Origin of the sequence: Arthrobacter sp. JSM 101049, assembly GCF_041679245.1 — a bacterium.
GTDB lineage: Bacteria > Actinomycetota > Actinomycetes > Actinomycetales > Micrococcaceae > Arthrobacter_H.
This window is the reverse complement of record NZ_JBGFFC010000004.1, coordinates 69013-87959: the sequence shown is the minus strand read 5'-3', so window position 1 is coordinate 87959 and position 18947 is coordinate 69013. Positions and strand designations below refer to the sequence as shown.

The window sequence follows — 18947 nt, the reverse complement described above, 5'->3', positions numbered from 1 at the left end:
GATGGTAGGCGTCGCGCGCCGGGCGGTGGTGTGAAAAACTGCCTTCATGACGAACCCACTGCTCACCCGCAGCCCCCTGCCCTTCGAGATGCCGGACTTCGGCGCCATCACGGCGCAGGACTACGTCGAAGCCGTCCGGCACGGCATCGCCGGGCAGCTGGATGCGCTCCGGGACATCACCGGTTCCGGCCAGGAACCGACGTTCGCCAACACCACGGAGGCCTTCGAGGCCAGCGGCGAAACGCTCCGCCGCGCCACCATGGCCTTCTCCAACGTCAAGCCCTCCCACGGAACCCCCGACATCCTCGCCGCCCACGGGACCATCCAGGCCCTGCTGACCGAGCACTCCGACGTCGTGCACCTCGATGCCGCGCTGTACGACCGGCTGGCCGCCGTCGACGCCGCCGGAGGGCTCGAGGGCGAAGCCGCGCGCCTCAGCGCGGAGACCCTGCGTGCCTTCCGCCACGCCGGGGCCGGGCTCGACGAGGCCGGAAAGACCCGTCTGCGCGAACTCAACGGCGAGATCTCCGCCCTGTCCACCCGGTATTCCGCGGCGCTGCTGGCCACGATGAACGACTCCGCGGTGCTCTTCGACTCCCCCGCCGACCTAGCCGGGCTCTCCGAGGCGGAAATCGCCTCCGCCGCCCGGGCGGCCACCGAGGCAGGGCACGACGGCGGATACCTCCTCACGCTGGTTTTGCCCACCCACCAGCCCGCCCTGGCCCGGCTGGAAAACGGCGCCTCGCGCCGCCGGCTGTTCGAGGCGTCGACCCACCGCGGACAGGACGGGGAGCACCGCACCCTGGACCTCGCGGTGGCCATTGCCCGGCTGCGCGCCGAGCGGGCCGCCCTGCTCGGCTACCCGAACCACGCGGCCTACGTCCTGGAAGCCCAGACCGCCCCCTCGCTGCAGGCCGTCCGCGACCGCCTCGAGGCGCTCATCCCCCCGGCCCTGGCCAACGCCGCCAGCGAGGCGGCCGTGATGGCCGAGGACGCCGGCCACGACATCGCGCCCTGGGACCGGGCCTACCATTCGGCGCGCGTCCAGCGAGAACGCTATGCCGTCGACGCCGCGGCCCTGAAACCCTGGTTCGAGCTGGACCGGGTCATCCACGACGGGGTCTTCGCCGCCGCGACCCGGTTGTACGGCGTCACCTTCGCCGAACGCCACGATCTGCCCGTCTACCATCCGGACGTGCGGGTGTGGGAGGTCTCCGACGCCGACGGCAGCACGCTCGGCCTGTTCCTGGGCGACTACTTCGCCCGGCCCACCAAGGCCGGCGGCGCCTGGATGAACAGCATCCGCGTCGGCGCCTCGCTGTTCGGCGAACTGCCGGTGGTCACCAACAACCTGAACATCCCGGCCCCGGCCGACGGCCAACCGGCGCTGCTGACCCTCGACGAGACGCGCACGTTGTTCCACGAGTTCGGCCATGCCCTGCACGGGCTCTTCGCCGCGGGGATCTACCCCTCGCTGGCTGGCACCGCCGTTCCCCGCGACTTCGTCGAATACCCGTCGCAGGTCAACGAGATGTGGCAGTTCGACGAGGAGCTGATCGCCGGCTACGCCCGACATGTCGACACCGGCGAGGCCCTGCCCGATGGCGCCCTGGACCGGATCCATGCGGCCGAGCTCTGGGGCGAGGGATTCGCGACCACCGAGTACCTGGCCGCCGCGGTCCTGGACATGGCCTGGCATTCACTGGCGCCCGGCGAGGACCCGGGCGAGCCGCTGGCGTTCGAGGACCGCGCGCTGCGCGAGGCAGGCTTCGACCCGGCGGTCCTGCCGCCGCGCTACCGCACCGGCTACTTCAAGCACATTTTCGACGGCGGCTACTCGGCGGGCTACTACTCCTACATCTGGAGCGAGGTGCTCGACGCCGACACAGTGGAGTGGTTTACCGAAAACGGCGGCGGGACCCGGGAGAACGGCGACCGGTTCCGCTCCGGGTTGCTCTCGCGCGGCAACACCCGCGACCCGCTGGAGTCGTACACCGATTTCCGCGGCCGTGCCGCCCGGCTCGAACCACTGCTGGTGCGCCGCGGACTCGACGCAGCCGCCCGGTGACCACCATTGCCGGGGCGCAGGCCGCCTTTGCCGTCTGGCACCGCTCGCTCGCGGCGGCGACCGGGGGCCACGAATTCACCACCCACGGCTGCCAGTGGGTCTGGCAGCCGACCCGGGCGCGCTTGGTGCTGCTCTTTCCCGCCCGCCCGGAGGCTGCGGGCCTGCGCCCGGGATTGGCCGAAGGCACCCGGCTCGGGGCCCGTGAGGTCCACGTCTGGCTCAATGCGGCCGCCCCGGACCGGGACCTGACGGCCCTGGGCTTCCGCGACGCACCTCCGGTGTTCTGGCACGCCGGCAGCTTCGACGACGTCGCCGCAGCGACCGATGCGCACCGGGCCTGGGACGGCCGGGTCGGGCTCGACCATGAGCTGCCGGAGGCCACCGGCGCCGACCGGGACGAACTGGCCGTCGCCGTTCCAGGTCGCATCGAACACGCCACCGCACGTTCGGCGGCCGGGGACCTGGCCGGACGGGGCTTCGCCCAACTGCACGACGGCGGTGATGTGGCAGTGCATTCGCTGGCTGTTGGTCCGTCATCCCGACGCCAAGGGGCGGGCACGGCTCTACTGGCCGCCTTGGCGGGGCCCTTGGGAACGCGTGGCGGACCCGACCAGCTGCTGGCCGGCTCCACCCCGGGTGCCTCAGCGTTCTTCCGGGCCAATGGGCTCGACCTCGTCGGCAAGGGCCGCCACCTGGTCCTTTAGCTGCGAGACCCGTGTCGGCACGGCACGGACGGGTGCCCGATCGTCGTCGTGTTCCGCAGAACCCCGTGCGATGAAATCCTGGCCGAGGACACCGTCCCAGCGCCGGAACGCTGTGCTCGAACGCCACAATGTCTGACACCGGTAGTACAATTGGTGCATGCAAACGGTCAGCAAGCGCGAACTCAATCAGCAAACCGCCGCCGTCCTCGACAGGGTCACGGACACCGACGACGTGGTGGTGACCGAACGGGGCAAAGCTCGTTGGCGGATTAGCGCCGTCCGGGAGTCCGACACAACATTGGCACGGCTTGAACGCGAGGGACGCTACACCCCGCCAGCGAGGCAGCCGCGACCTTGGCCGGAGACCGCAGGTGGGCGTGCGTACACGGCAGCTGAGGCGGATGCCCTGATCGACGAGACGCGAGGGGATCACTGATTCAATGAGTGGCCCCTTGATCTACCTCGACTCCTCAGTTGCCCTCCGCACCATCTTGGACGTGCCCGAACGCGAACGGCTGCAGTCCTGGATCCAGGAGGCCGGGACGATCGTCTCCTCCCGCCTCCTCCGCACGGAGGTGATCCGCGTCTTGCGCCGCGAAGACAGGCCGCTCAGCGACGGCGCGCCGCTTCTCGACCGGGTCGGCCTGCTCGACATCAGCCGCGAGACCCACGCCGTCGCCGAATCCATTGAGCGCCACATCAAGACGCTCGACGCCCTGCACCTGGCCACTGCGATCCTCGTCGGAGAGCCGGCCACGATTGCGACACACGACCAGACGATGAAGACCGTCGCCGGACATCTGGGCCTGGAGGTTACTGATCCGGTCGAGCCACCGTCTCGCTAGGGCCAGGATCTCAGAATCCTCGCCCGGGCCAACGTCCTACCAGGCCCGCTCGGAGGCCTCGGCGCTGGGGCATGCCAGGGTGGCCGCTCCGCTGGGCTGGTGAAGCGCCCATTCTGGCTCGTCAGCCGTAGCCGGGGTCAGCCCGGAAGATCGGACCGCGGCACGGAACGCCGACCCTGGGCTGGCCGGCGATCGTGGCACGCCGCCGGATGACGGCGGCGTGCCACGGAATCGTCGCGTTTACCAGCCGCGCTCGGCGAACTGGATCGAGCGGGCGGGTTCGTCGACGTTGATGCCGACCATGGCCTCGCCCAGTCCGCGGGAGACCTGGGCGATGACGGAGGGGTCGTCGTGGAAGGTCGTGGCCTTCACGATGGCTGCCGCGCGCTGTGCCGGATTGCCGGACTTGAAGATGCCGGAGCCGACGAAGACGCCGTCGGCGCCGAGCTGCATCATCATCGCGGCGTCGGCGGGGGTCGCGATGCCACCGGCGGTAAAGAGCACCACCGGGAGCTTGCCGGTCTGGGCGATCTCGCGCACCAGCTCGTAGGGGGCTTGGAGTTCCTTGGCCGCGACGTAGAGCTCGTCCTCGGGCAGCGACGACAGGCGGGCGATCTCGGAGCGGATCTTGCGCATGTGGCCGGTGGCGTTCGAAACGTCGCCGGTGCCGGCCTCGCCCTTGGAACGGATCATGGCAGCGCCCTCGTTGATCCGCCGCAGGGCCTCGCCGAGATTCGTGGCACCGCAGACGAAGGGAACCGTGAAGTCCCACTTGTCGATGTGGTTCACGTAGTCCGCAGGGGTCAGGACCTCGGACTCGTCGATATAGTCGACGCCGAGGGACTGCAGCACCTGGGCCTCGACGAAGTGGCCGATGCGGGCCTTGGCCATGACGGGGATGGAGACCGTCTCGACGATGCTGTCGATCATGTCGGGGTCGGACATGCGCGAAACACCGCCCTGGGCACGGATGTCGGCCGGGACCCGCTCGAGGGCCATCACGGCCACGGCGCCGGAATCCTCAGCGATGCGGGCCTGCTCGGCGGTGACGACGTCCATGATGACGCCTCCCTTGAGCATCTCGGCCATGCCGCGCTTCACCCGGGAGCTGCCTGTGGTCGAAGGCTGCGCGGGGGTGTTTTCAGTGCTGGACACGTCGGGTCCTTTCAAAAGGGTGGGAGAGTACGTTCCATCCTAAGCCTCTATGCCGCCCATCACCGCCCACCGTGACGCTGGGCGTAAGCGATCAGCCGGCGCCAAGGTCCCAGCAGACCCGGAGGCCGGCGAACCACTGGTGCTCGTCAGGCGTCAGTTGTCCGGCCAGGCCTCGGCGATATCCCGGCGGATGTCCCCCAGGACGGCCGGGATGGCCTTGGTCTGGGCGATGATCGGGAAGAAGTTCCCGTCCCCGCTCCAGCGCGGAACCACGTGCTGGTGCAGGTGCGCCGCGATGCCGGCACCCCCGGACGTTCCCTGGTTCATGCCCAGGTTGAAACCGGTCGGCTTGGCCACAGCACGCAGCACCCGCATGGCCTGCTGGGCGAGCGCACCCATCTCGGCGGTCTCCTCCACGGTGATATCCGTGTAGTCGGGCACGTGGCGGTACGGGCAGACCAGCAGGTGGCCCGAGTTGTAGGGGAAGAGGTTCAGCACCACGAAGGCGGTCTTGCCGCGGTGGACGATCAGCGATTCCTCGTCGCTGCGCGACGGCCCCGTGCAGAACGGGCAGTCGTCCTCGTCGGTGACCTGGCCCTGCCCGCGCTTGATGTAGGCCATGCGGTAGGGCGTCCAGAGTCGTTGGAAGGAGTCGGGAACCCCGGGCAGTTCGAAGTCGTCGGTGATGTCCTCGTCGTGTTCCGGGGTCCCCATGGCCTAGGCTTCCCGGTTCTTCACGGCCGCGACGATGCGCTCGATGGCCTCGGCCACCGGCACGCCGTTGTCCTGGCTGCCATCGCGGAACCGGAAGGACACGGCACCGGCCTCGGCATCCTCGCCGCCGGCGATCAGCACGAAGGGCACCTTGTCCTTGGAGGCGTTGCGGATCTTCTTCGGGAAGCGCTCGGTCCCGAGGTCGGCCTCGGCACGGATGCCGCGGGCCTTCAACTGGGCGACGATGTCCTGCATGTAGTCGTTGAACGTCTCGGCCACGGGTACCCCGAGGACCTGGACCGGTGACAACCAGGCCGGGAATGCCCCGGCGTAGTGCTCGATCAGCACGCCCATGAAGCGTTCGACGGAGCCGAAGAGGGCCCGGTGGATCATGACCGGGCGCTGGCGGGATCCGTCGGCTGCCTGGAATTCCAGGTCGAAGCGCTCGGGCAGGTTGAAGTCCAGCTGGATGGTGGACATCTGCCAGGTGCGCCCGATGGCGTCGCGGGCCTGCACGGAGATCTTCGGTCCGTAGAAGGCCGCTCCGCCGGGATCCGGGACCAGCTCCAGGCCCGACGCGGTGGCGACCTCTTCCAAGGTCCGCGTCGCCTCTTCCCAGGCGTCATCGCTGCCGACGTACTTCTCGGGGTCCTTGGTCGACAGTTCGAGGTAGAAGTCGTCCAGTCCGTAGTCCTTGAGCAGATCCAGGACAAAGTTCAGGGTGGTGGTGAGTTCGTCCTTCATCTGCTCACGGGTGCAGTAGATGTGGGCGTCGTCTTGGGTCATGCCGCGCACGCGGGTCAGGCCGTGCACGACGCCGGACTTCTCGTAGCGGTAGACCGAGCCGAACTCGAACAGCCGCAACGGCAGCTCACGGTAGGACCGCCCGCGCGAAGCGAAGATCAGGTTGTGCATGGGGCAGTTCATCGGCTTCAGGTAGTAGTCCTGGCCGGGCTTGCGCACCGAACCGTCCTCGTTGATTTCCTCGTCGACGTGCATCGGGGGGAACATGCCGTCTCGATACCAGTCCAGGTGCCCCGAGACCTCGTAGAGGTGCCCCTTGGTGATGTGCGGGGTGTAGACGAACTCGTAGCCGGCTTCCTCGTGGCGCTGGCGCGAGTAGTCCTCCATGGCCCGGCGGATGATCCCGCCCTTGGGGTGGAAGACCGGCAGGCCGGACCCGAGCTCATCGGGGAAGGAGAACAGGTCCAGCTCGGCGCCGAGCTTGCGGTGGTCGCGGCGCTCGGCTTCGGCCAAGCGGTCCTGGTAGGCCTTCAGGTCGGCCTTGGTGGGCCAGGCGGTGCCGTAGATGCGCTGGAGCTGCTTGTTCTTCTCGTTGCCCAGCCAGTAGGCGGCCGCCGTTCGGGTCAGGGCGAAGGCGTTGGAGATCAGCTTGGTGTTGGGCAGGTGCGGGCCGCGGCACAGGTCGCACCAGACGGTGTCTCCCGACTTGCGGTCGACGTTGTCGTAGATCGTGATCTCTCCGGCCCCGACCTCGATGTTGGCGCCTTCGCCGACCTCATCGGCGGTGGAGGACTTGCCGAGCAGTTCCAGCTTGTAGGGTTCGTCGGCCATGGCCTGGCGGGCTTCGTCCTCGGTGACCACGCGGCGGGCGAACTTCTGGTTCTGGTTGACGATTTTGAGCATCATCTTCTCGAGGGTCTTCAGGTCCTCGGGCGTGAAGGGCTCGTCGACGTCAAAATCGAAGTAGAAGCCATCGGTGATGTAGGGGCCGATGCCGAGCTTGGCGTCCGGCCGAAGCTGCTGGACCGCCTGGGCCATGACGTGGGCGGTGGAGTGGCGCAGCACCTCGAGACCGGCCGGGGAGTCGATCGTGACGCGCTCGACGACGGTGCCGGCTTCCAGCTCGCGGGAGAGGTCCTGCAGGACCCCATCCACATGCATGACGACGACGTCGCGGTTATCGAAGTACAGCTCGGCGCCGGTAGTGCCCGCAACCACCTCTCGCTGTTCGCCGTCGACGCTGAGGGTGATCTGCTCTGACACGTGGGTCTCCTGGTTCGTTGGGGGCTTCATGACTTGTGGCATACGGTGACCACAGCCAGCCGGGATCCAGCTTAACGGACTCCTTCACCCCCGAACCAATCCGCAGGCGGGACGACGCCCCGGGCGCTTTGGCACGCCGAGGCCCGGCTCGGTAGTCTCCTGCCATGGCGAAACGGCAGGGAGCAGGACCCGGCAATGGCTGACAGCTCATGGGATGGGCGACGCGATGCCTTCCGCGAGGCGACGATGTGGTTCGTGGAGACCACCCGGTCCTGTGCCGGAAGGTGGGACGAGGTGGGCCTCGGCGAGTGGACGGTCCGCGACCTCGTGGGTCACACCAGCAGGGCCCTGTTGACCGTCGAGGCCTATCTGGACCAGCCATGCGCGTTCGTCGTCGTCCCGTCTGCGGCGGAATACTTCACGAGTTCCTTGGCCACACGAGGCGATCCCGCTGCCGTCGCACAGCGGGGACGCGATGCGGGAGCGGCCCTGGGACCGGATGTGGTCCGGTCGGTGTCCGACATCGCCTCGCGGGTCCTCGACAGGATCGAGGGCGAACGAGCGGATGCCACGGTCGCCACGCCCGTCGGCGGCATGTATTTGGCGGATTACCTGCCGACCCGGACCTTCGAGCTGACCGTCCATACCTCTGATCTTGCAGCGGCCCTCGGCTTGACGCTGGACGTCCCCCAGGGCGCCGCCATCGAAAGCCTGGACTTGGCGGGTCAACTGGCAGCACGGAGCGGGCAGGGAGGCGCCATGTTGCTGGCCGCCACGGGACGGCGTGCGCTGCCGACTGGTTTCACCGTGCTCTAGTCGCCCGCGTGCCACTCCGCCCTTTCGTTGCACCGATCAACGTAGGGCACGAAGGTATCGCCGGCGAACTACGCGCTGGGCGATGAGCAGGAGGGGGTAGAGGGCGCGCCAGGGCTGCTGCGGAGCGGCCCGGGTGAGGGACCGGATCGTGAGGCTCACCGTGTCGTCGTGGCGATGCACGATGAAGGCCTCTTCTCCCTGGACGGGATGTCCAGGCATCGTCCGGTAGGCGAACCCGACGCGTTCGGGCTCCAGGACCACGGAAATGACTTCGACGGGCTCGACAATGACCCTGCCGAGCAGGTGGACACGGATGTCCAACCGGTCTCCCGTGGATACCGGTTCCGCCGAGTCCACGGTGAATCCGCTGGCCGTCTTGACGCGCCAGCGAAGGACTTGGGTCGTGGTGCGTGCCCACACGGCGGCGCCACGCCCCAGGAACGCCGAGTCCTCCGACCTGCGGTAGCGGGGATCGGTGGCCGGCCACGCGCTGAGTTCCGGGCTGGTCATGCGGCACATCCCCTCGTCATGGTGGCTCTCGGGCTGGTTCTGCCCCAGCCTACGTCGCGGGCGGCGTCCGGGTTAGCCGACGTCGAATTCCGGCCAGTCCTCCGGAACATTGCCTGGTCCCCGGTGGTCCAGATCCTCTGCTTCCATCCTCCGTGCCAGCGGCTGCGCACCGCCGTCGTGCTTGTCGGACTTGCCCCGCAGGCCGGTGAAGGACTCCTTCACCCGGTCAGGGTTGGACAGATGGCCGGGGGCAGGAAGCGAATCCTGGTCGGCCAGGTCCCAGGCCTGCAATGCCTGGAGGCTGATGCCGCGCGGTCCGGTGCGCCGGGTGATTCCGTGCACCAGCAGCAGGCGGGTGGCAAAAAGCAGCGGTCCCGAGTTCTGCTGTGCCTCGTGGAAGAACGTGCAGTCCACGCAGCCGGTTCCGTCGTCCAGGGAGATGAACACGACCCGCCGTCCGCCGCGCATCGGTGGCGTCTGGGTGGCCACCCGGACCCCAGCCACGAGGACCTCGGTGCCGTTGCGCAACCCCAGCAGGTCCTCGGCAGGCGTCGTACCCAGTTTCGAGAGCAGTGGGGCGTGCGAGGACATGAGGTGTCCGCTGGCATCCACTGCCATCAGGTCCAACTCGGTGCGCACGGTCTCGTCCAGGCCGGGTTCGGCCTCCCCCACCGCCAGCCCGCCGAGTTCGATGTCCCCCAGCGGCAGCGGGAGCTGTCCGGTGATCGGGCGGTACCGTTGCGGCAGCGTCGTGGTCGGGCGTCCGGCGAGGTGGGCCACCAGGTCGGCGCGGTTTCCCCGTCCTGCCGCTTGTTGGAGGCCGTCGAACGCCCCCAGTGCCGCGAAGGTGCGCAACGAGGAGCGGCTCAGTCCGGAGCGGTCGCGCACATCGGCGAGCGAATCGTAGGGCTGGCCGGCCACGACCCGTTTGACTTCGGTGCCCGAGACCCCGTGGATCCCGCTCAGGCTCAACCGGATGCCCAGCCGGCCGGCCGGCGTCGTCCCCGGGGCACGGTAGACCGGTGGGACGGTGGCCGGCGGCAGCAGGCCGGACACCTTTTCGACCCGGTAGGAGGCATCGGAGCGGTTGATGTCCAGCGGCAGGATCGGGATGCCCATCCGGCGTGCTTCGGCCACGAGCAGGCGCTTGGGGTACATCCCGGGGTCGTGTTCCCAGATGCCGGCGAGAAAGGCCTCCGGATGGTGGGCCTTCAGCCACGCCGACTGGTAGGTCGGCACCGCGAAGGCCGCGCCGTGGGCCTTGCAGAACCCGAAGGAGCCGAAGGCCTTCAGCGTCTGCCAGACCGCATCGATCACCTCCAGCGGGTAGCCGCGGTCCAGCGCACGGGCGCGGTAGAGCTCCTCGACCCGCGGCTCGGCCTGTTCGTTGCCCAGCAGGCGGCGGTAGACGTCGGCCTTGGCCAGACCGCACCCGGTCATGACATCGAAGATCCGCAGCACCTGTTCGTGGAAGACGGTGACCCCGTGGGTTTCCGCCAGTGCGGGTTTCAGGTCGGGGTGCGGGTAGTTCTCCGGGGCGAAGCCGTGCCGGTTCTCCAGGTAGGGCTTGACCATGTTCGACTTCATCGGACCGGGCCGGAAGAGCGAGATGTCGATGATCAGGTCGTTGAACTCACGCGGGGCGAGCTTGCCGATCAGTTCGCGCTGGCCCGGGGATTCGATCTGGAAACAGCCCAGCGTATCCGTGGTGCGGATCAGCTCGAACGTCGGCTCGTCGTCCAGCGGCACGCGCTCCAGGGCAATCGTCCCGTCGGCATACACGTAGTCCGGCAAGGCGCCGCCGGGGCCGCGCGGATGGGCGCCGGCGGCGGCCACGGATTCGCCGTCCCCGTGGATCCGGATGACCTCGGACACCGCGTAGGCCATCGCCGACTGCATGCGCACCCCCAGCACATCGAGCTTGAGCATGCCCATGGGGTCCATGTCGTGCTTGTCGAACTGGCTCATCGGCAGGCCGAGCCCGCTGGGCTGGACCGGGGTGCGGCCCAGCAGTGTGTTGTCGCCGAGGATGACCCCGCACGGGTGCATGGAGATGTGCCGGGGCAGCCGGTCCAGGCGCTCGGTCAGATCCACCAGCAGGTCCAGTTGCCGTTCGGTGCCCATCCGTTCGGCGAAGGGACGCAGCTCGGGCTTCTCGTCCAGGGCCTCGCGGAAGTTGCTGGCCGAGAAGCGCCACAGCTGCTTGGCGATGACATCCAGTTCGCCGTCCTCCATGCCGAGCGCCTGTCCGGCATCCCGGACGGCGCCGCGGGCGCGGTAGCCGTTCTGCATGCTCATCAGGGTGACCCGTTGGGAGCCGAAGCGCTCGAAGATGTGCTCGTAGACCCGGTGCCGTTCGGCGGATTCGACGTCGATGTCGATGTCGGGCAGAGTCGTGCGGTCCCGGGAGAGGAAGCGTTCGAAGAGCAGGTCGTGCGCCAGGGGGTTCACCTGGCTGATGCCCAGCAGGAAGTTCACCAGCGAGGAGGCCCCGGACCCCCGGGCCGCATTGCGCACCCCCATGCCGGTGATCATCGTGCTGACCTCGGCGACGGTGAGGAAGTAGGTGCCGAATCCCAGGTCGGCGATGGTGCCCAGTTCCAGGTCCAGCCGCTCCCGCAGTTCCCGGGAGCCTGCCTCGTGCGGCAGCAGCCGGGTGATGCCGGCTTCGCAGCGGGCGGCGAGTTCGGCGTCGGGACGGCCGGTGATCCCGATGACGGTGGCCTCGGGCACCACCGGGATCCCCCAGCCGGCATCGTCGACCGGGTCCATCCGCGCCCAGTCGGCAACGGCCCCGGTCTGGCGCAGCAGTTCGGAGGCCAGCGCCCCCTCCCCCGCTTCCCGGGCGATTTCCCGGGCCAGGGCCTGCATCCGTCCCGGGCTCTTGAGCCATCCCTGCCCGTTGGGCTGCAAGTCGGTGAGCGTCGCCAGCGAGCTCAGGGCGCGGGCAGAGTCGAGCACGTCGGCGGTGGCGGCCCCGTCGGGGTCGGCGTAACGCACGGCGTTGCTGAGGACGGCTGGTACCTGCAGCGCCTGGGCTGCCCGGAGCATCCGGATGGCGTGGGCGCTGCTGAGGCGCTCGCCGGGGGTGTTCAGGTGGGTGACCAGCTCCACGCGGACCGCGTCCCGGCCCAGCTGCGAGAGCCAGCCGGCCAGGGCGGCGCGCGCCCGGGACGGATCACGCCGCAGGGCGGCCTGGCCGACGTCCGAGTCCGGTCCCAGCAACACGGCCAGCACCGTTCCCTCCTCCGGGTCGCCGGTGCAGGTGGCCAGCTCGGCAGGGGTCACCCCGACCGGCTTGCCGGTGGCCCCCCGGTGCGCCGAGGTCCCCTCGTGTGCCAGGGAGACCAGCCGGCACAGCGCACGGTATCCGGCTCCGCCGCAGTTCCCCTTGGCCAGCACGATGACCCGTCCCTGCACCTGGAGGCGTGGGCGCCCCCGTCCGTTCCGGGATCCCCGGGCGGCATCGACTGCGGGTTCCAGGACGGCCAGGTTCACGCCGAGGACCGGATCGAGGCCTGTCTCGCGGCAGGCCTTGAGGTGCTTGACCGCCCCGTAGAGGCCATCGCGTTCGGTGCTGGCCAGGGCGTCGGCTCCCTCGGCGGCGGCACGGCGGGCCAGGTCCAGGGGCCAGGAAACGCCGTAATGTGCGCTGAACGCGGAAGCCACGTTCAGATGGGTGAAGCTCACGCGCTCTCCAACAAGGCATCGTGGATGCGGATGAGCCGCCAGCGACCGGTTTCCACGTCGCGGGAGACCTCGAAAGTGAGCAGCGGTCCCCTGCCGGCCAGCCGGACCTGCAGGCGCCAGATCTCATGGTCCACGAGTCCCGGTCCGCGGCCGCGTTCGGCCCGGACCTCCTCGGCCCACCACTTGCGGCGCTCGAACCAGCGGACGGGGTCGGCGGCCACACGGTATTCCCGGCCCTGCCAGCGCAAACGCAAGGGCAGCCCGGCGGTGCTGCATTCCACGTCGACGGACTGGGTGAAAAGCCCCATCTGGTACCTCCAAACCGCCCCGGACAACAACGTGGGTCACGGGGCACTATGTGACGGACGGGGCCGCGGATCCGCAGGGGCATGACGACCACTCCATTCTATTCGAATCTATGTTCTAAGCAAGATCAGGGTAGGAAGTCTGTACGACGTTTTGGTGCCGTACCGCTGGAAACCGGGGCTGACCGGGCATAACGTAGCGCCATGACTTCCATCACCGGTCCCGGGATCACCGCCATCACCCTCGGGGTGCGGGACGTTGAGACGTCCCTGGCCTTCTACGCCGAGGGCCTGGGCTTCTCCCGGGTCAACCACGTCCCCGGCGAAATCGCCTTCGTCCAGGCAGGGCGCGGCCTGCTGCTGGCCCTCTGGAACGCCGAAAGCATGCCGGGCGAATACGGCGACGTCGGCCATGGCCCCCTCGCCCCGCCGCTCTCCCTCGGACACAACACCGACACCGCCGACGAGGTCCGTAGCCTCTACCGGCGCGCGCTCGAGGCCGGGGCCACCGCCATCACCGCACCGGCGCTGCGCTCCTGGGGAGGGACCAGCGCCTGCATCGCCGATCCCGACGGCTTCCGCTGGGACTTCGTGCACAACCCGAACTTCACAGTGCACGACGACGGATCACTCACCTTGACTGCCTGAGCGCCAAACGGCGTTGTCCAGACCCGGACTTATCCACATTCCCGCGAACTGCTGTTGCCGCCTTCGGCGCGCCGATAGCTTCGAGGCATGGGAAAACACCTCACGACCAGTCTCACCGTCCTCGCACTGCTGCCGTTGGTCCTCACCACTGCCTGCACCGGCCCTCCGCCGTCCTCGGCATCCAGCCCCGCCCCGGGCCAGAACGCGGCCACCGCATCGGCAGCTCCGATCGCACCGCGCAGCACCGCATGGATCAAGCCCGTCTGGACCAAGAAGTTGGAGCCGATCGGGCAGCCGTTGCTGCACGACGGCGTCGCCCTGGCCATCACCGGCGAGGGCCAGCTGATGGAACTGGTCGCCCTGGACGTCAAGAACGGCAAGGAACTCTGGCGCAAGGACTACCACCCGGGCGACGTCAGCTCCGGCATCGTCAATGGCCCGGCTGTCGCCGAAGACAGCAAGGGGCACGTCCGTGCCGTCTTCCTCCAGCGTGGGCATATTCCCGATGAGGACTACGGGACCTACAACTGGACGGTTCCCGTCGCCGTCGACCTGAAGTCCGGCAAGGAGGTCTACCGCGGAAAGAGCCCGGAACTTGCCACCTCCCGGCCCGACGAATGCGACGATGGAACCGATCTCTGCTACCGGCGGTGGCGGCTTTCCGAAGACATCACGGAACTCGTGCACGTCGATCTGGCCACCGGGCAGGTCAAGCACGGCAAGGAAGCAAGCCCGCTCGGCGAGCAGGCCCAGCCGATCGGAGCCGGTGGCCTCGTGGTGAGAGGGGGCGATCAGCAACGGCTCGCACGCGCTGACCAGGGCAAGGTCCTCTGGCAGAAGAACCTGAAGTCAGTCTTCGGGGCGGGCGCCAGTACCGGCTGGGGTTGGTCATTCGACTACCTGGAGGAGAAGAACCTCTTCATTGGTGCCGTGGGCATTCGTCCGCGCCCCGACTTGAGCGACGAGGACTTCGATGAGCTCGACTCCTACACGATCGATGCAACGGACCAGGTGCTGGTCGGGATCCAGGCGACGACCGGAAAGGTCCTGTGGAAGGCAGGGGGCGCCCATCTGTGGTGCCGCTCCCAGATGGGTACTTCGGGAACCCGCTTCCACGACGGAGAGGCGTATCCGGTCCGATGCGAATTCCTCTCGGGAAGCGTGCAGGTCCCCGGCAAGAACACCTACCGCAAGGGCAAAGCCCGGCTCGTCGGGTACGACCCGCTCACAGGAAAAACCGCCTGGAAGTCCAAAACCGTGAAGCTGGCCCAGACCGACGAACTCCTCAGGCCCACGGCCGGACGAGGGGACTATGTCCTGACAGGAAAGGCCAGCGGAAACCTGATCGTAGACGCCGCGATCGGCAAGAACCGGCGGGCAGCCGCAGGTGAGACATTCTTCTGCACCGCTGATGTCTACTACAACCTGCCCATTGAACCCGACGAGGAATCGCCAGGCCACGGAGCGGGCGGAGACTTGTATACCTCCTGCAAGGCCAACGGCAAGAAGGCCAAGGGCTACACCGTCGGAGCCGTCAAGGACGTCGACAATGCGGAGCAGGGCGTCACCGTGGTCGCCGAGGAGGGAAAGCTCCTGGGCTTCAAGCTCCCGCCGGGTAAGAAGTCCTGAGGACGCGGGGCGGGCCGCCTAGATCGGCGGGCCGCCCACGCGGTTCGGAGCATGTAGTCAGCTGGCTGCCTGGTTGATCCGCACCATGTTCCCCGACGGGTCGCGGAACGCACAGTCCCGCGGGCCCCACGGCTGGTCGATGGGTTCCTGAAGAACCTCGGCACCCGTGGCACGGATGTGTTCGAAGAGGGCATCGACGTCGTCCGTGGTGAAGATGGTCATGGGCAGCACGCCCTTGGCCAGAAGTTCCTGCATGGCGTTGCCGTCCTGTTCCGAACGCCCGGCGTGGGGATCGGACAGGACGATCTCGGCGCCGGGCCGGGAATCGGAGCCGAGGGTGACCCATCGGTGGCCGCCGCCGGCGACATCGTTGCGCACCGTGAGGCCGAGCGCGTCGCGGTAGAAGGGAAGGGCTTCGTCCACGTCGTGGACGGTGACGTGGCAGTACTGGAGTGAAATGTTCATGCCCCCAACGCTAGGCGCCCACACCGGGCTCCGCTTCTCGAATCCTGCTCGGTTTGACCGAGGAGGGCCGGGCGTTGAGCCGCGCGATGCAGGCCGGCATGGCCTCGATCGCCGCGTGGTCCCGGTTCCGGTACTGCGTGGGCGTCTCGCCGGCGATCTGGGTGAAGCTCGAGCTGAACGACCCCAGCGACGTGCACCCCACCGCCATGCAGGCGTCCGTGACGCTGACGCCACCGCGCAACAACGCCATGGCCCGTTCGATCCGCCGGGTCATCAGGTAGGCGTAGGGCGTCTCGCCGTAGGCCGCCTTGAAGCGCCGGGAGAAGTGCGCCGGGGACATCAGCGCCCGCGCGGCCATGGTCGGCACGTCCAGCGGGCGGGCGAAGTCCCGGTCGATCAGGTCCCGGGCACGCCGCAGATGGACCAGTTCGGCGAGGTCGTGCCCGTCCAAGGCCATGGGCTACTCCGCGAAGAGGCCGACGACCGGCTCCGTCAGCTCCGGCCCGTCGTTCCGGACGTTGCCCACGGCCGGGGGCACCTCCCGCAACGTCCAGTGGCTGGCGACCCCGTGGGCCTCCGCGCGGAGCTGTTCGACCAGGGGCCCGGCTTCCTTGTTCGCGGGATTCAGCCATTCGGCCATCATGTCGCGGCCCATGGGGATGGGCAGCCGGTCGTGCAGGCCATGCAGCCCGTCGAGCACCTCGGATTCCCCGGTCTCCTCGGGTGAGGCCATCGTGAGGATGGAGCAGCTGAGCAGCCAGCGTCCGGCGTCGTCCTCTGCCTTGGAGCCGTCCTTCCACCATTCGTAGATCCCGGCGAAGTAGATCAGCGAATCATCCTCGGGGTGGACGAAGTAGGGGCGCTTGACGGCGGTCTTGCCGGTTCCTGTCTTCTGCCATTCGTAGTAGCCCTCGGCCGGGACGGCGCAGCGGCGGGCCTTCACGGCCGAGCGGAACGTGGGCTTTTCCAAGACGGTCTCGCTGCGGGCATTGAAGGACCGCACGCCGACGGAGGGGTCCTTGGCCCAGATGGGCACCAGGCCCCACTTCGCGAGGTGGACCTGCCGGACGAGCTCGTCGTCGACCAGGCGCTCGAGCACGATCGGGACGTCGGAGGTCGGGGCGACGTTCCACGACTGCCGCAGTTCCAGCGCGTCGTCGGCTTCCGCCTCGGCGTCAGCGACCAGGTCACCGATGGCCCGCGCCATCACGTATCTGCCACACATGGAATAAGGGTCTCACAGGGCTGGTTGTGCCGGGTATGACTGATGTGAAAACCGCTGAATTCGTCCCGGCCGCCGGAACCGTCACCATGTTCACCACCTCCTGGTGCGGCTATTGCCGGAACCTGAAGAAGGCCATGGACGCCGATGGCATCGCCTACCGCGAGGTCAACATCGAGGAGGTCGCCGGGACGGCCGAGATCGTCGAGTCCGTCAACGGCGGCAACCAGACCGTGCCGACGTTGCTCTTCGCGGATGGGTCCGCCGTAACGAATCCCCGTATTGAGCAGGTGCGCGAGCGCCTCTGACCGCTCTGTGACAGGATGAAGGGTGCCCGCGGTTCGTCCGCTCGGGCACCTTTTTCTTTACCGAAACGGGCCGTGCGCTGCGGCCGAGAGGATGGAAACCACATGCCACAGAAGGTCAAGGCCGTCGTCGTGAAGGCCAAGGACGCACCGGTGGAAATCGAGACGATCGTCGTCCCCGATGCCGGGCCAGGAGAAGCCGTCGTGGACATCCTGACCTGCGGGGTCTGCCACACCGACCTGCACTACAAGCTCGGCGGGATCGGCGACGAGTACCCCTACCTGCTCGGGCACGAGGCCACCGGCGTCATCAGCCAGATTGGCGAGGGCGTCTCCAACGTCGCCGTCGGCGACCGCGTGGTGCTGAACTGGCGCGCCGTGTGCGGGCAATGCCGTGCCTGCGCCAAGGGGCAGCCGCAGTACTGCTTCGACACCGCCAACGCCACCCAGAAGATGACCCTCGAGGACGGCACCGAGCTCTCCCCCGCACTGGGCATCGGCGCCTTCGCGGAGAAGACGCTCGTCGCCGCCGGCCAGTGCACGAAGGTCGACGAGGACGTCGACGCCGCAGCTGTCGGACTGCTCGGCTGCGGGATCATGGCCGGCATCGGCGCGGCGATCAACACCGGCGAGGTCAAGCGCGGGGAATCCGTCGCGGTCATCGGCTGCGGCGGCGTGGGGATCGCGGCCATCGCCGGTGCCCAACTGGCCGGGGCGACCACCATCATCGCCGTCGACATCGACCCCGCCAAGGTCGAGCTGGCCAAGAACCTGGGTGCCACCCACGGGATCAACTCCAAGGAGCAGGACCCGGTGGAGGCCATCCGCGAACTGACCGGCGGATTCGGGGCCGACGTGGTCATCGACGCCGTCGGACGCCCGGAAACCTACAAGCAGGCCTTCTACGCCCGCGACCTGGCCGGCCGCGTGGTGCTGGTCGGGGTCCCGACACCGGAGATGCAGCTGGAACTGCCGCTGCTCGACGTCTTCGGGCGTGGCGGGTCGCTGAAGTCCTCCTGGTACGGCGACTGCCTGCCCTCCCGCGACTTCCCGATGCTGGTCGACCAGTACAAGCTGGGCCGCCTGGACCTGGATGCTTTCGTCACCGAGCGCATCGGCCTGGGCGACATCGAGGCCGCGTTCGAGAAGATGCACGACGGCACGGTGCTGCGTTCGGTGGTGGAACTCTGATGCCCGCACAGATCCAGAACCTCGTCACCTCGGGCACCTTCAGCCTCGACGGCGGCACCTGGGACGTCGACAACAACGTGTGGATCATCGGCGACGAGAGCGAGGTCATCGTCATCGACCCCGCCCACAAGCCGCAGGCCATCGTCGAGGCCGTGGGAAGCCGTACCGTCAAGGCCATCCTGCTCACCCACGGGCACGACGACCACATCCGCTTCGCCCGCGAATTCGCCGACGCCGTCCGTGCCCCGATCCACATGAACCCGGACGACCAGATGCTGTGGGAGGACGTCTTCCCCGACACGACCCCGGATGCCGAGATCAGCGACGGCGACACGTTCGAGATCGCCGGCACGACGCTGCGGGCCATCCACACCCCGGGCCACTCCCCCGGGTCGACGTGCTTCCACGCCCAGCGCCACGGCACGCTCTTCTCCGGCGACACCCTGTTCAAGGGCGGGCCGGGGGCGACCGGACGCAGCTACTCGAGCTTCGAGACGATCATCGAGTCCATCCGCGATCGCCTCCTGGTGCTCCCCCCGGACACCGTGGTGAACACCGGCCACGGCGAATCCACGAGCATCGGGGCCGAGGCACCGCACCTGCAGGAATGGATCGACCGCGGCGAATAGCCGACGCTGGTCGGACGAAGCGGCGGTGGCGGGTCCTTCGGGGC

Annotated in this window: 19 protein-coding genes; 10 read left to right on the top strand and 9 right to left on the bottom strand. The window is 68.4% G+C overall.

The genetic code is table 11. The features are described from left to right. Positions 1–46 precede the first annotated feature (46 nt). The 4 genes from AB8M85_RS12550 (at position 47) to AB8M85_RS12535 (ending at position 3617) form a co-directional block, all read left to right on the top strand. Positions 47–2068, top strand: coding sequence for a M3 family metallopeptidase (locus AB8M85_RS12550; protein WP_372699165.1), 2022 nt, complete (start codon positions 47–49; stop codon positions 2066–2068). After that, a complete protein-coding gene (locus tag AB8M85_RS12545) occupies positions 2065–2772 on the top strand; it encodes a GNAT family N-acetyltransferase (protein ID WP_372699164.1) in 708 nt (235 codons plus the stop codon). The genes AB8M85_RS12550 and AB8M85_RS12545 overlap by 4 nt, the downstream gene beginning before the upstream one ends. A 157-nt stretch (positions 2773–2929) precedes the next feature. Continuing rightward, the gene (locus tag AB8M85_RS12540; RefSeq protein WP_372699163.1) at positions 2930–3208 is read left to right on the top strand and encodes a type II toxin-antitoxin system prevent-host-death family antitoxin; all 279 of its coding nucleotides are present in this window, start codon (positions 2930–2932) and stop codon (positions 3206–3208) included. A gap of 4 nt (positions 3209–3212) precedes the next feature. Beyond that, positions 3213–3617: a type II toxin-antitoxin system VapC family toxin gene (locus AB8M85_RS12535; protein ID WP_372699162.1), complete on the top strand. Its 405-nt coding sequence runs from the start codon at positions 3213–3215 to the stop codon at positions 3615–3617. A 240-nt stretch (positions 3618–3857) separates the two neighbouring features. On the opposite strand, the gene pdxS is transcribed toward AB8M85_RS12535, so the two are convergent. The 3 genes from pdxS to thrS all read right to left on the bottom strand — a co-directional run bounded on the left by pdxS (position 3858) and on the right by thrS (position 7523). After that, the gene (gene pdxS, locus AB8M85_RS12530) at positions 3858–4787 is read right to left on the bottom strand and encodes a pyridoxal 5'-phosphate synthase lyase subunit PdxS (protein ID WP_372699161.1); all 930 of its coding nucleotides are present in this window, start codon (positions 4785–4787) and stop codon (positions 3858–3860) included. 138 nt (positions 4788–4925) lie between these two features. Then, positions 4926–5486 carry an HIT domain-containing protein gene (locus tag AB8M85_RS12525; protein ID WP_372699160.1) on the bottom strand — a complete coding sequence of 187 codons (561 nt, stop codon included), beginning with the start codon at positions 5484–5486 and terminating at the stop codon, positions 4926–4928. A 3-nt stretch (positions 5487–5489) separates the two neighbouring features. Then, positions 5490–7523: a threonine--tRNA ligase gene (thrS, locus tag AB8M85_RS12520; protein ID WP_372699159.1), complete on the bottom strand. Its 2034-nt coding sequence runs from the start codon at positions 7521–7523 to the stop codon at positions 5490–5492. Positions 7524–7688: 165 nt separating this feature from the next. Between thrS and AB8M85_RS12515 the strand changes: the two genes are divergently transcribed. Continuing rightward, on the top strand, positions 7689–8309 hold the full coding sequence (locus AB8M85_RS12515) for a maleylpyruvate isomerase N-terminal domain-containing protein (protein WP_372699158.1): 621 nt from the start codon (positions 7689–7691) through the stop codon (positions 8307–8309). Positions 8310–8345: 36 nt separating this feature from the next. Here the strand turns inward: AB8M85_RS12515 and AB8M85_RS12510 are convergent, their stop codons facing one another. The 3 genes from AB8M85_RS12510 to AB8M85_RS12500 form a co-directional block, all read right to left on the bottom strand. Then, on the bottom strand, positions 8346–8819 hold the full coding sequence (locus AB8M85_RS12510; protein WP_372699157.1) for a DUF1990 family protein: 474 nt from the start codon (positions 8817–8819) through the stop codon (positions 8346–8348). A gap of 72 nt (positions 8820–8891) precedes the next feature. Beyond that, positions 8892–12509 carry a DNA polymerase III subunit alpha gene (locus tag AB8M85_RS12505; RefSeq protein WP_372699156.1) on the bottom strand — a complete coding sequence of 1206 codons (3618 nt, stop codon included), beginning with the start codon at positions 12507–12509 and terminating at the stop codon, positions 8892–8894. Continuing rightward, positions 12506–12817, bottom strand: coding sequence for a DUF6504 family protein (locus AB8M85_RS12500; protein WP_372699155.1), 312 nt, complete (start codon positions 12815–12817; stop codon positions 12506–12508). Before AB8M85_RS12500 ends, AB8M85_RS12505 begins: the two co-directional genes overlap by 4 nt. A 201-nt stretch (positions 12818–13018) precedes the next feature. Here AB8M85_RS12500 and AB8M85_RS12495 point away from each other — a divergent pair, with 201 nt between their 5' ends. Beyond that, positions 13019–13462, top strand: coding sequence for a VOC family protein (locus tag AB8M85_RS12495; RefSeq protein WP_372699154.1), 444 nt, complete (start codon positions 13019–13021; stop codon positions 13460–13462). Between the two features lie 87 nt (positions 13463–13549). Next, entirely contained in the window at positions 13550–15091 is a 1542-nt protein-coding gene (locus tag AB8M85_RS12490; protein ID WP_372699153.1) for a PQQ-binding-like beta-propeller repeat protein, read from the top strand. A gap of 57 nt (positions 15092–15148) precedes the next feature. Here the strand turns inward: AB8M85_RS12490 and AB8M85_RS12485 are convergent, their stop codons facing one another. The 3 genes from AB8M85_RS12485 to AB8M85_RS12475 are packed head-to-tail and all read right to left on the bottom strand — an operon-like array spanning position 15149 to position 16781. Next, positions 15149–15556, bottom strand: a complete 408-nt coding sequence (locus AB8M85_RS12485) for a VOC family protein (protein ID WP_372699152.1) — start codon at positions 15554–15556, stop codon at positions 15149–15151. A 10-nt stretch (positions 15557–15566) separates the two neighbouring features. After that, the gene (locus AB8M85_RS12480; protein WP_372699151.1) at positions 15567–16013 is read right to left on the bottom strand and encodes a helix-turn-helix transcriptional regulator; all 447 of its coding nucleotides are present in this window, start codon (positions 16011–16013) and stop codon (positions 15567–15569) included. Between the two features lie 3 nt (positions 16014–16016). Beyond that, positions 16017–16781 carry an SOS response-associated peptidase gene (locus tag AB8M85_RS12475; protein WP_372699150.1) on the bottom strand — a complete coding sequence of 255 codons (765 nt, stop codon included), beginning with the start codon at positions 16779–16781 and terminating at the stop codon, positions 16017–16019. Between the two features lie 35 nt (positions 16782–16816). Between AB8M85_RS12475 and AB8M85_RS12470 the strand changes: the two genes are divergently transcribed. From AB8M85_RS12470 to AB8M85_RS12460, 3 genes are all read left to right on the top strand, one after another. Then, the gene (locus AB8M85_RS12470; RefSeq protein ID WP_372699149.1) at positions 16817–17086 is read left to right on the top strand and encodes a mycoredoxin; all 270 of its coding nucleotides are present in this window, start codon (positions 16817–16819) and stop codon (positions 17084–17086) included. A 102-nt stretch (positions 17087–17188) separates the two neighbouring features. After that, on the top strand, positions 17189–18274 hold the full coding sequence (locus tag AB8M85_RS12465) for an S-(hydroxymethyl)mycothiol dehydrogenase (RefSeq protein WP_372699148.1): 1086 nt from the start codon (positions 17189–17191) through the stop codon (positions 18272–18274). Continuing rightward, positions 18274–18903: an MBL fold metallo-hydrolase gene (locus tag AB8M85_RS12460; RefSeq protein WP_372699147.1), complete on the top strand. Its 630-nt coding sequence runs from the start codon at positions 18274–18276 to the stop codon at positions 18901–18903. The genes AB8M85_RS12465 and AB8M85_RS12460 overlap by 1 nt, the downstream gene beginning before the upstream one ends. The last annotated feature ends 44 nt before the right edge of the window (positions 18904–18947 follow it).

Bases quoted from the DNA above. Each gene is read 5' to 3' on its own strand.
- AB8M85_RS12550 (WP_372699165.1), top strand. From the start codon at position 47: ATGACGAACCCACTGCTCACCCGCAGCCCCCTGCCCTTCGAGATGCCG.
- AB8M85_RS12540 (WP_372699163.1), top strand. From the start codon at position 2,930: ATGCAAACGGTCAGCAAGCGCGAACTCAATCAGCAAACCGCCGCCGTC.
- AB8M85_RS12535 (WP_372699162.1), top strand. From the start codon at position 3,213: ATGAGTGGCCCCTTGATCTACCTCGACTCCTCAGTTGCCCTCCGCACC.
- AB8M85_RS12525 (WP_372699160.1), bottom strand. From the start codon at position 5,486: ATGGGGACCCCGGAACACGACGAGGACATCACCGACGACTTCGAACTG.
- thrS (WP_372699159.1), bottom strand. From the start codon at position 7,523: ATGAAGCCCCCAACGAACCAGGAGACCCACGTGTCAGAGCAGATCACC.
- AB8M85_RS12515 (WP_372699158.1), top strand. From the start codon at position 7,689: ATGGCTGACAGCTCATGGGATGGGCGACGCGATGCCTTCCGCGAGGCG.
- AB8M85_RS12510 (WP_372699157.1), bottom strand. From the start codon at position 8,819: ATGACCAGCCCGGAACTCAGCGCGTGGCCGGCCACCGATCCCCGCTAC.
- AB8M85_RS12500 (WP_372699155.1), bottom strand. From the start codon at position 12,817: ATGGGGCTTTTCACCCAGTCCGTCGACGTGGAATGCAGCACCGCCGGG.
- AB8M85_RS12495 (WP_372699154.1), top strand. From the start codon at position 13,019: ATGACTTCCATCACCGGTCCCGGGATCACCGCCATCACCCTCGGGGTG.
- AB8M85_RS12490 (WP_372699153.1), top strand. From the start codon at position 13,550: ATGGGAAAACACCTCACGACCAGTCTCACCGTCCTCGCACTGCTGCCG.
- AB8M85_RS12485 (WP_372699152.1), bottom strand. From the start codon at position 15,556: ATGAACATTTCACTCCAGTACTGCCACGTCACCGTCCACGACGTGGAC.
- AB8M85_RS12480 (WP_372699151.1), bottom strand. From the start codon at position 16,013: ATGGCCTTGGACGGGCACGACCTCGCCGAACTGGTCCATCTGCGGCGT.
- AB8M85_RS12475 (WP_372699150.1), bottom strand. From the start codon at position 16,781: ATGTGTGGCAGATACGTGATGGCGCGGGCCATCGGTGACCTGGTCGCT.
- AB8M85_RS12470 (WP_372699149.1), top strand. From the start codon at position 16,817: ATGACTGATGTGAAAACCGCTGAATTCGTCCCGGCCGCCGGAACCGTC.
- AB8M85_RS12465 (WP_372699148.1), top strand. From the start codon at position 17,189: ATGCCACAGAAGGTCAAGGCCGTCGTCGTGAAGGCCAAGGACGCACCG.
- AB8M85_RS12460 (WP_372699147.1), top strand. From the start codon at position 18,274: ATGCCCGCACAGATCCAGAACCTCGTCACCTCGGGCACCTTCAGCCTC.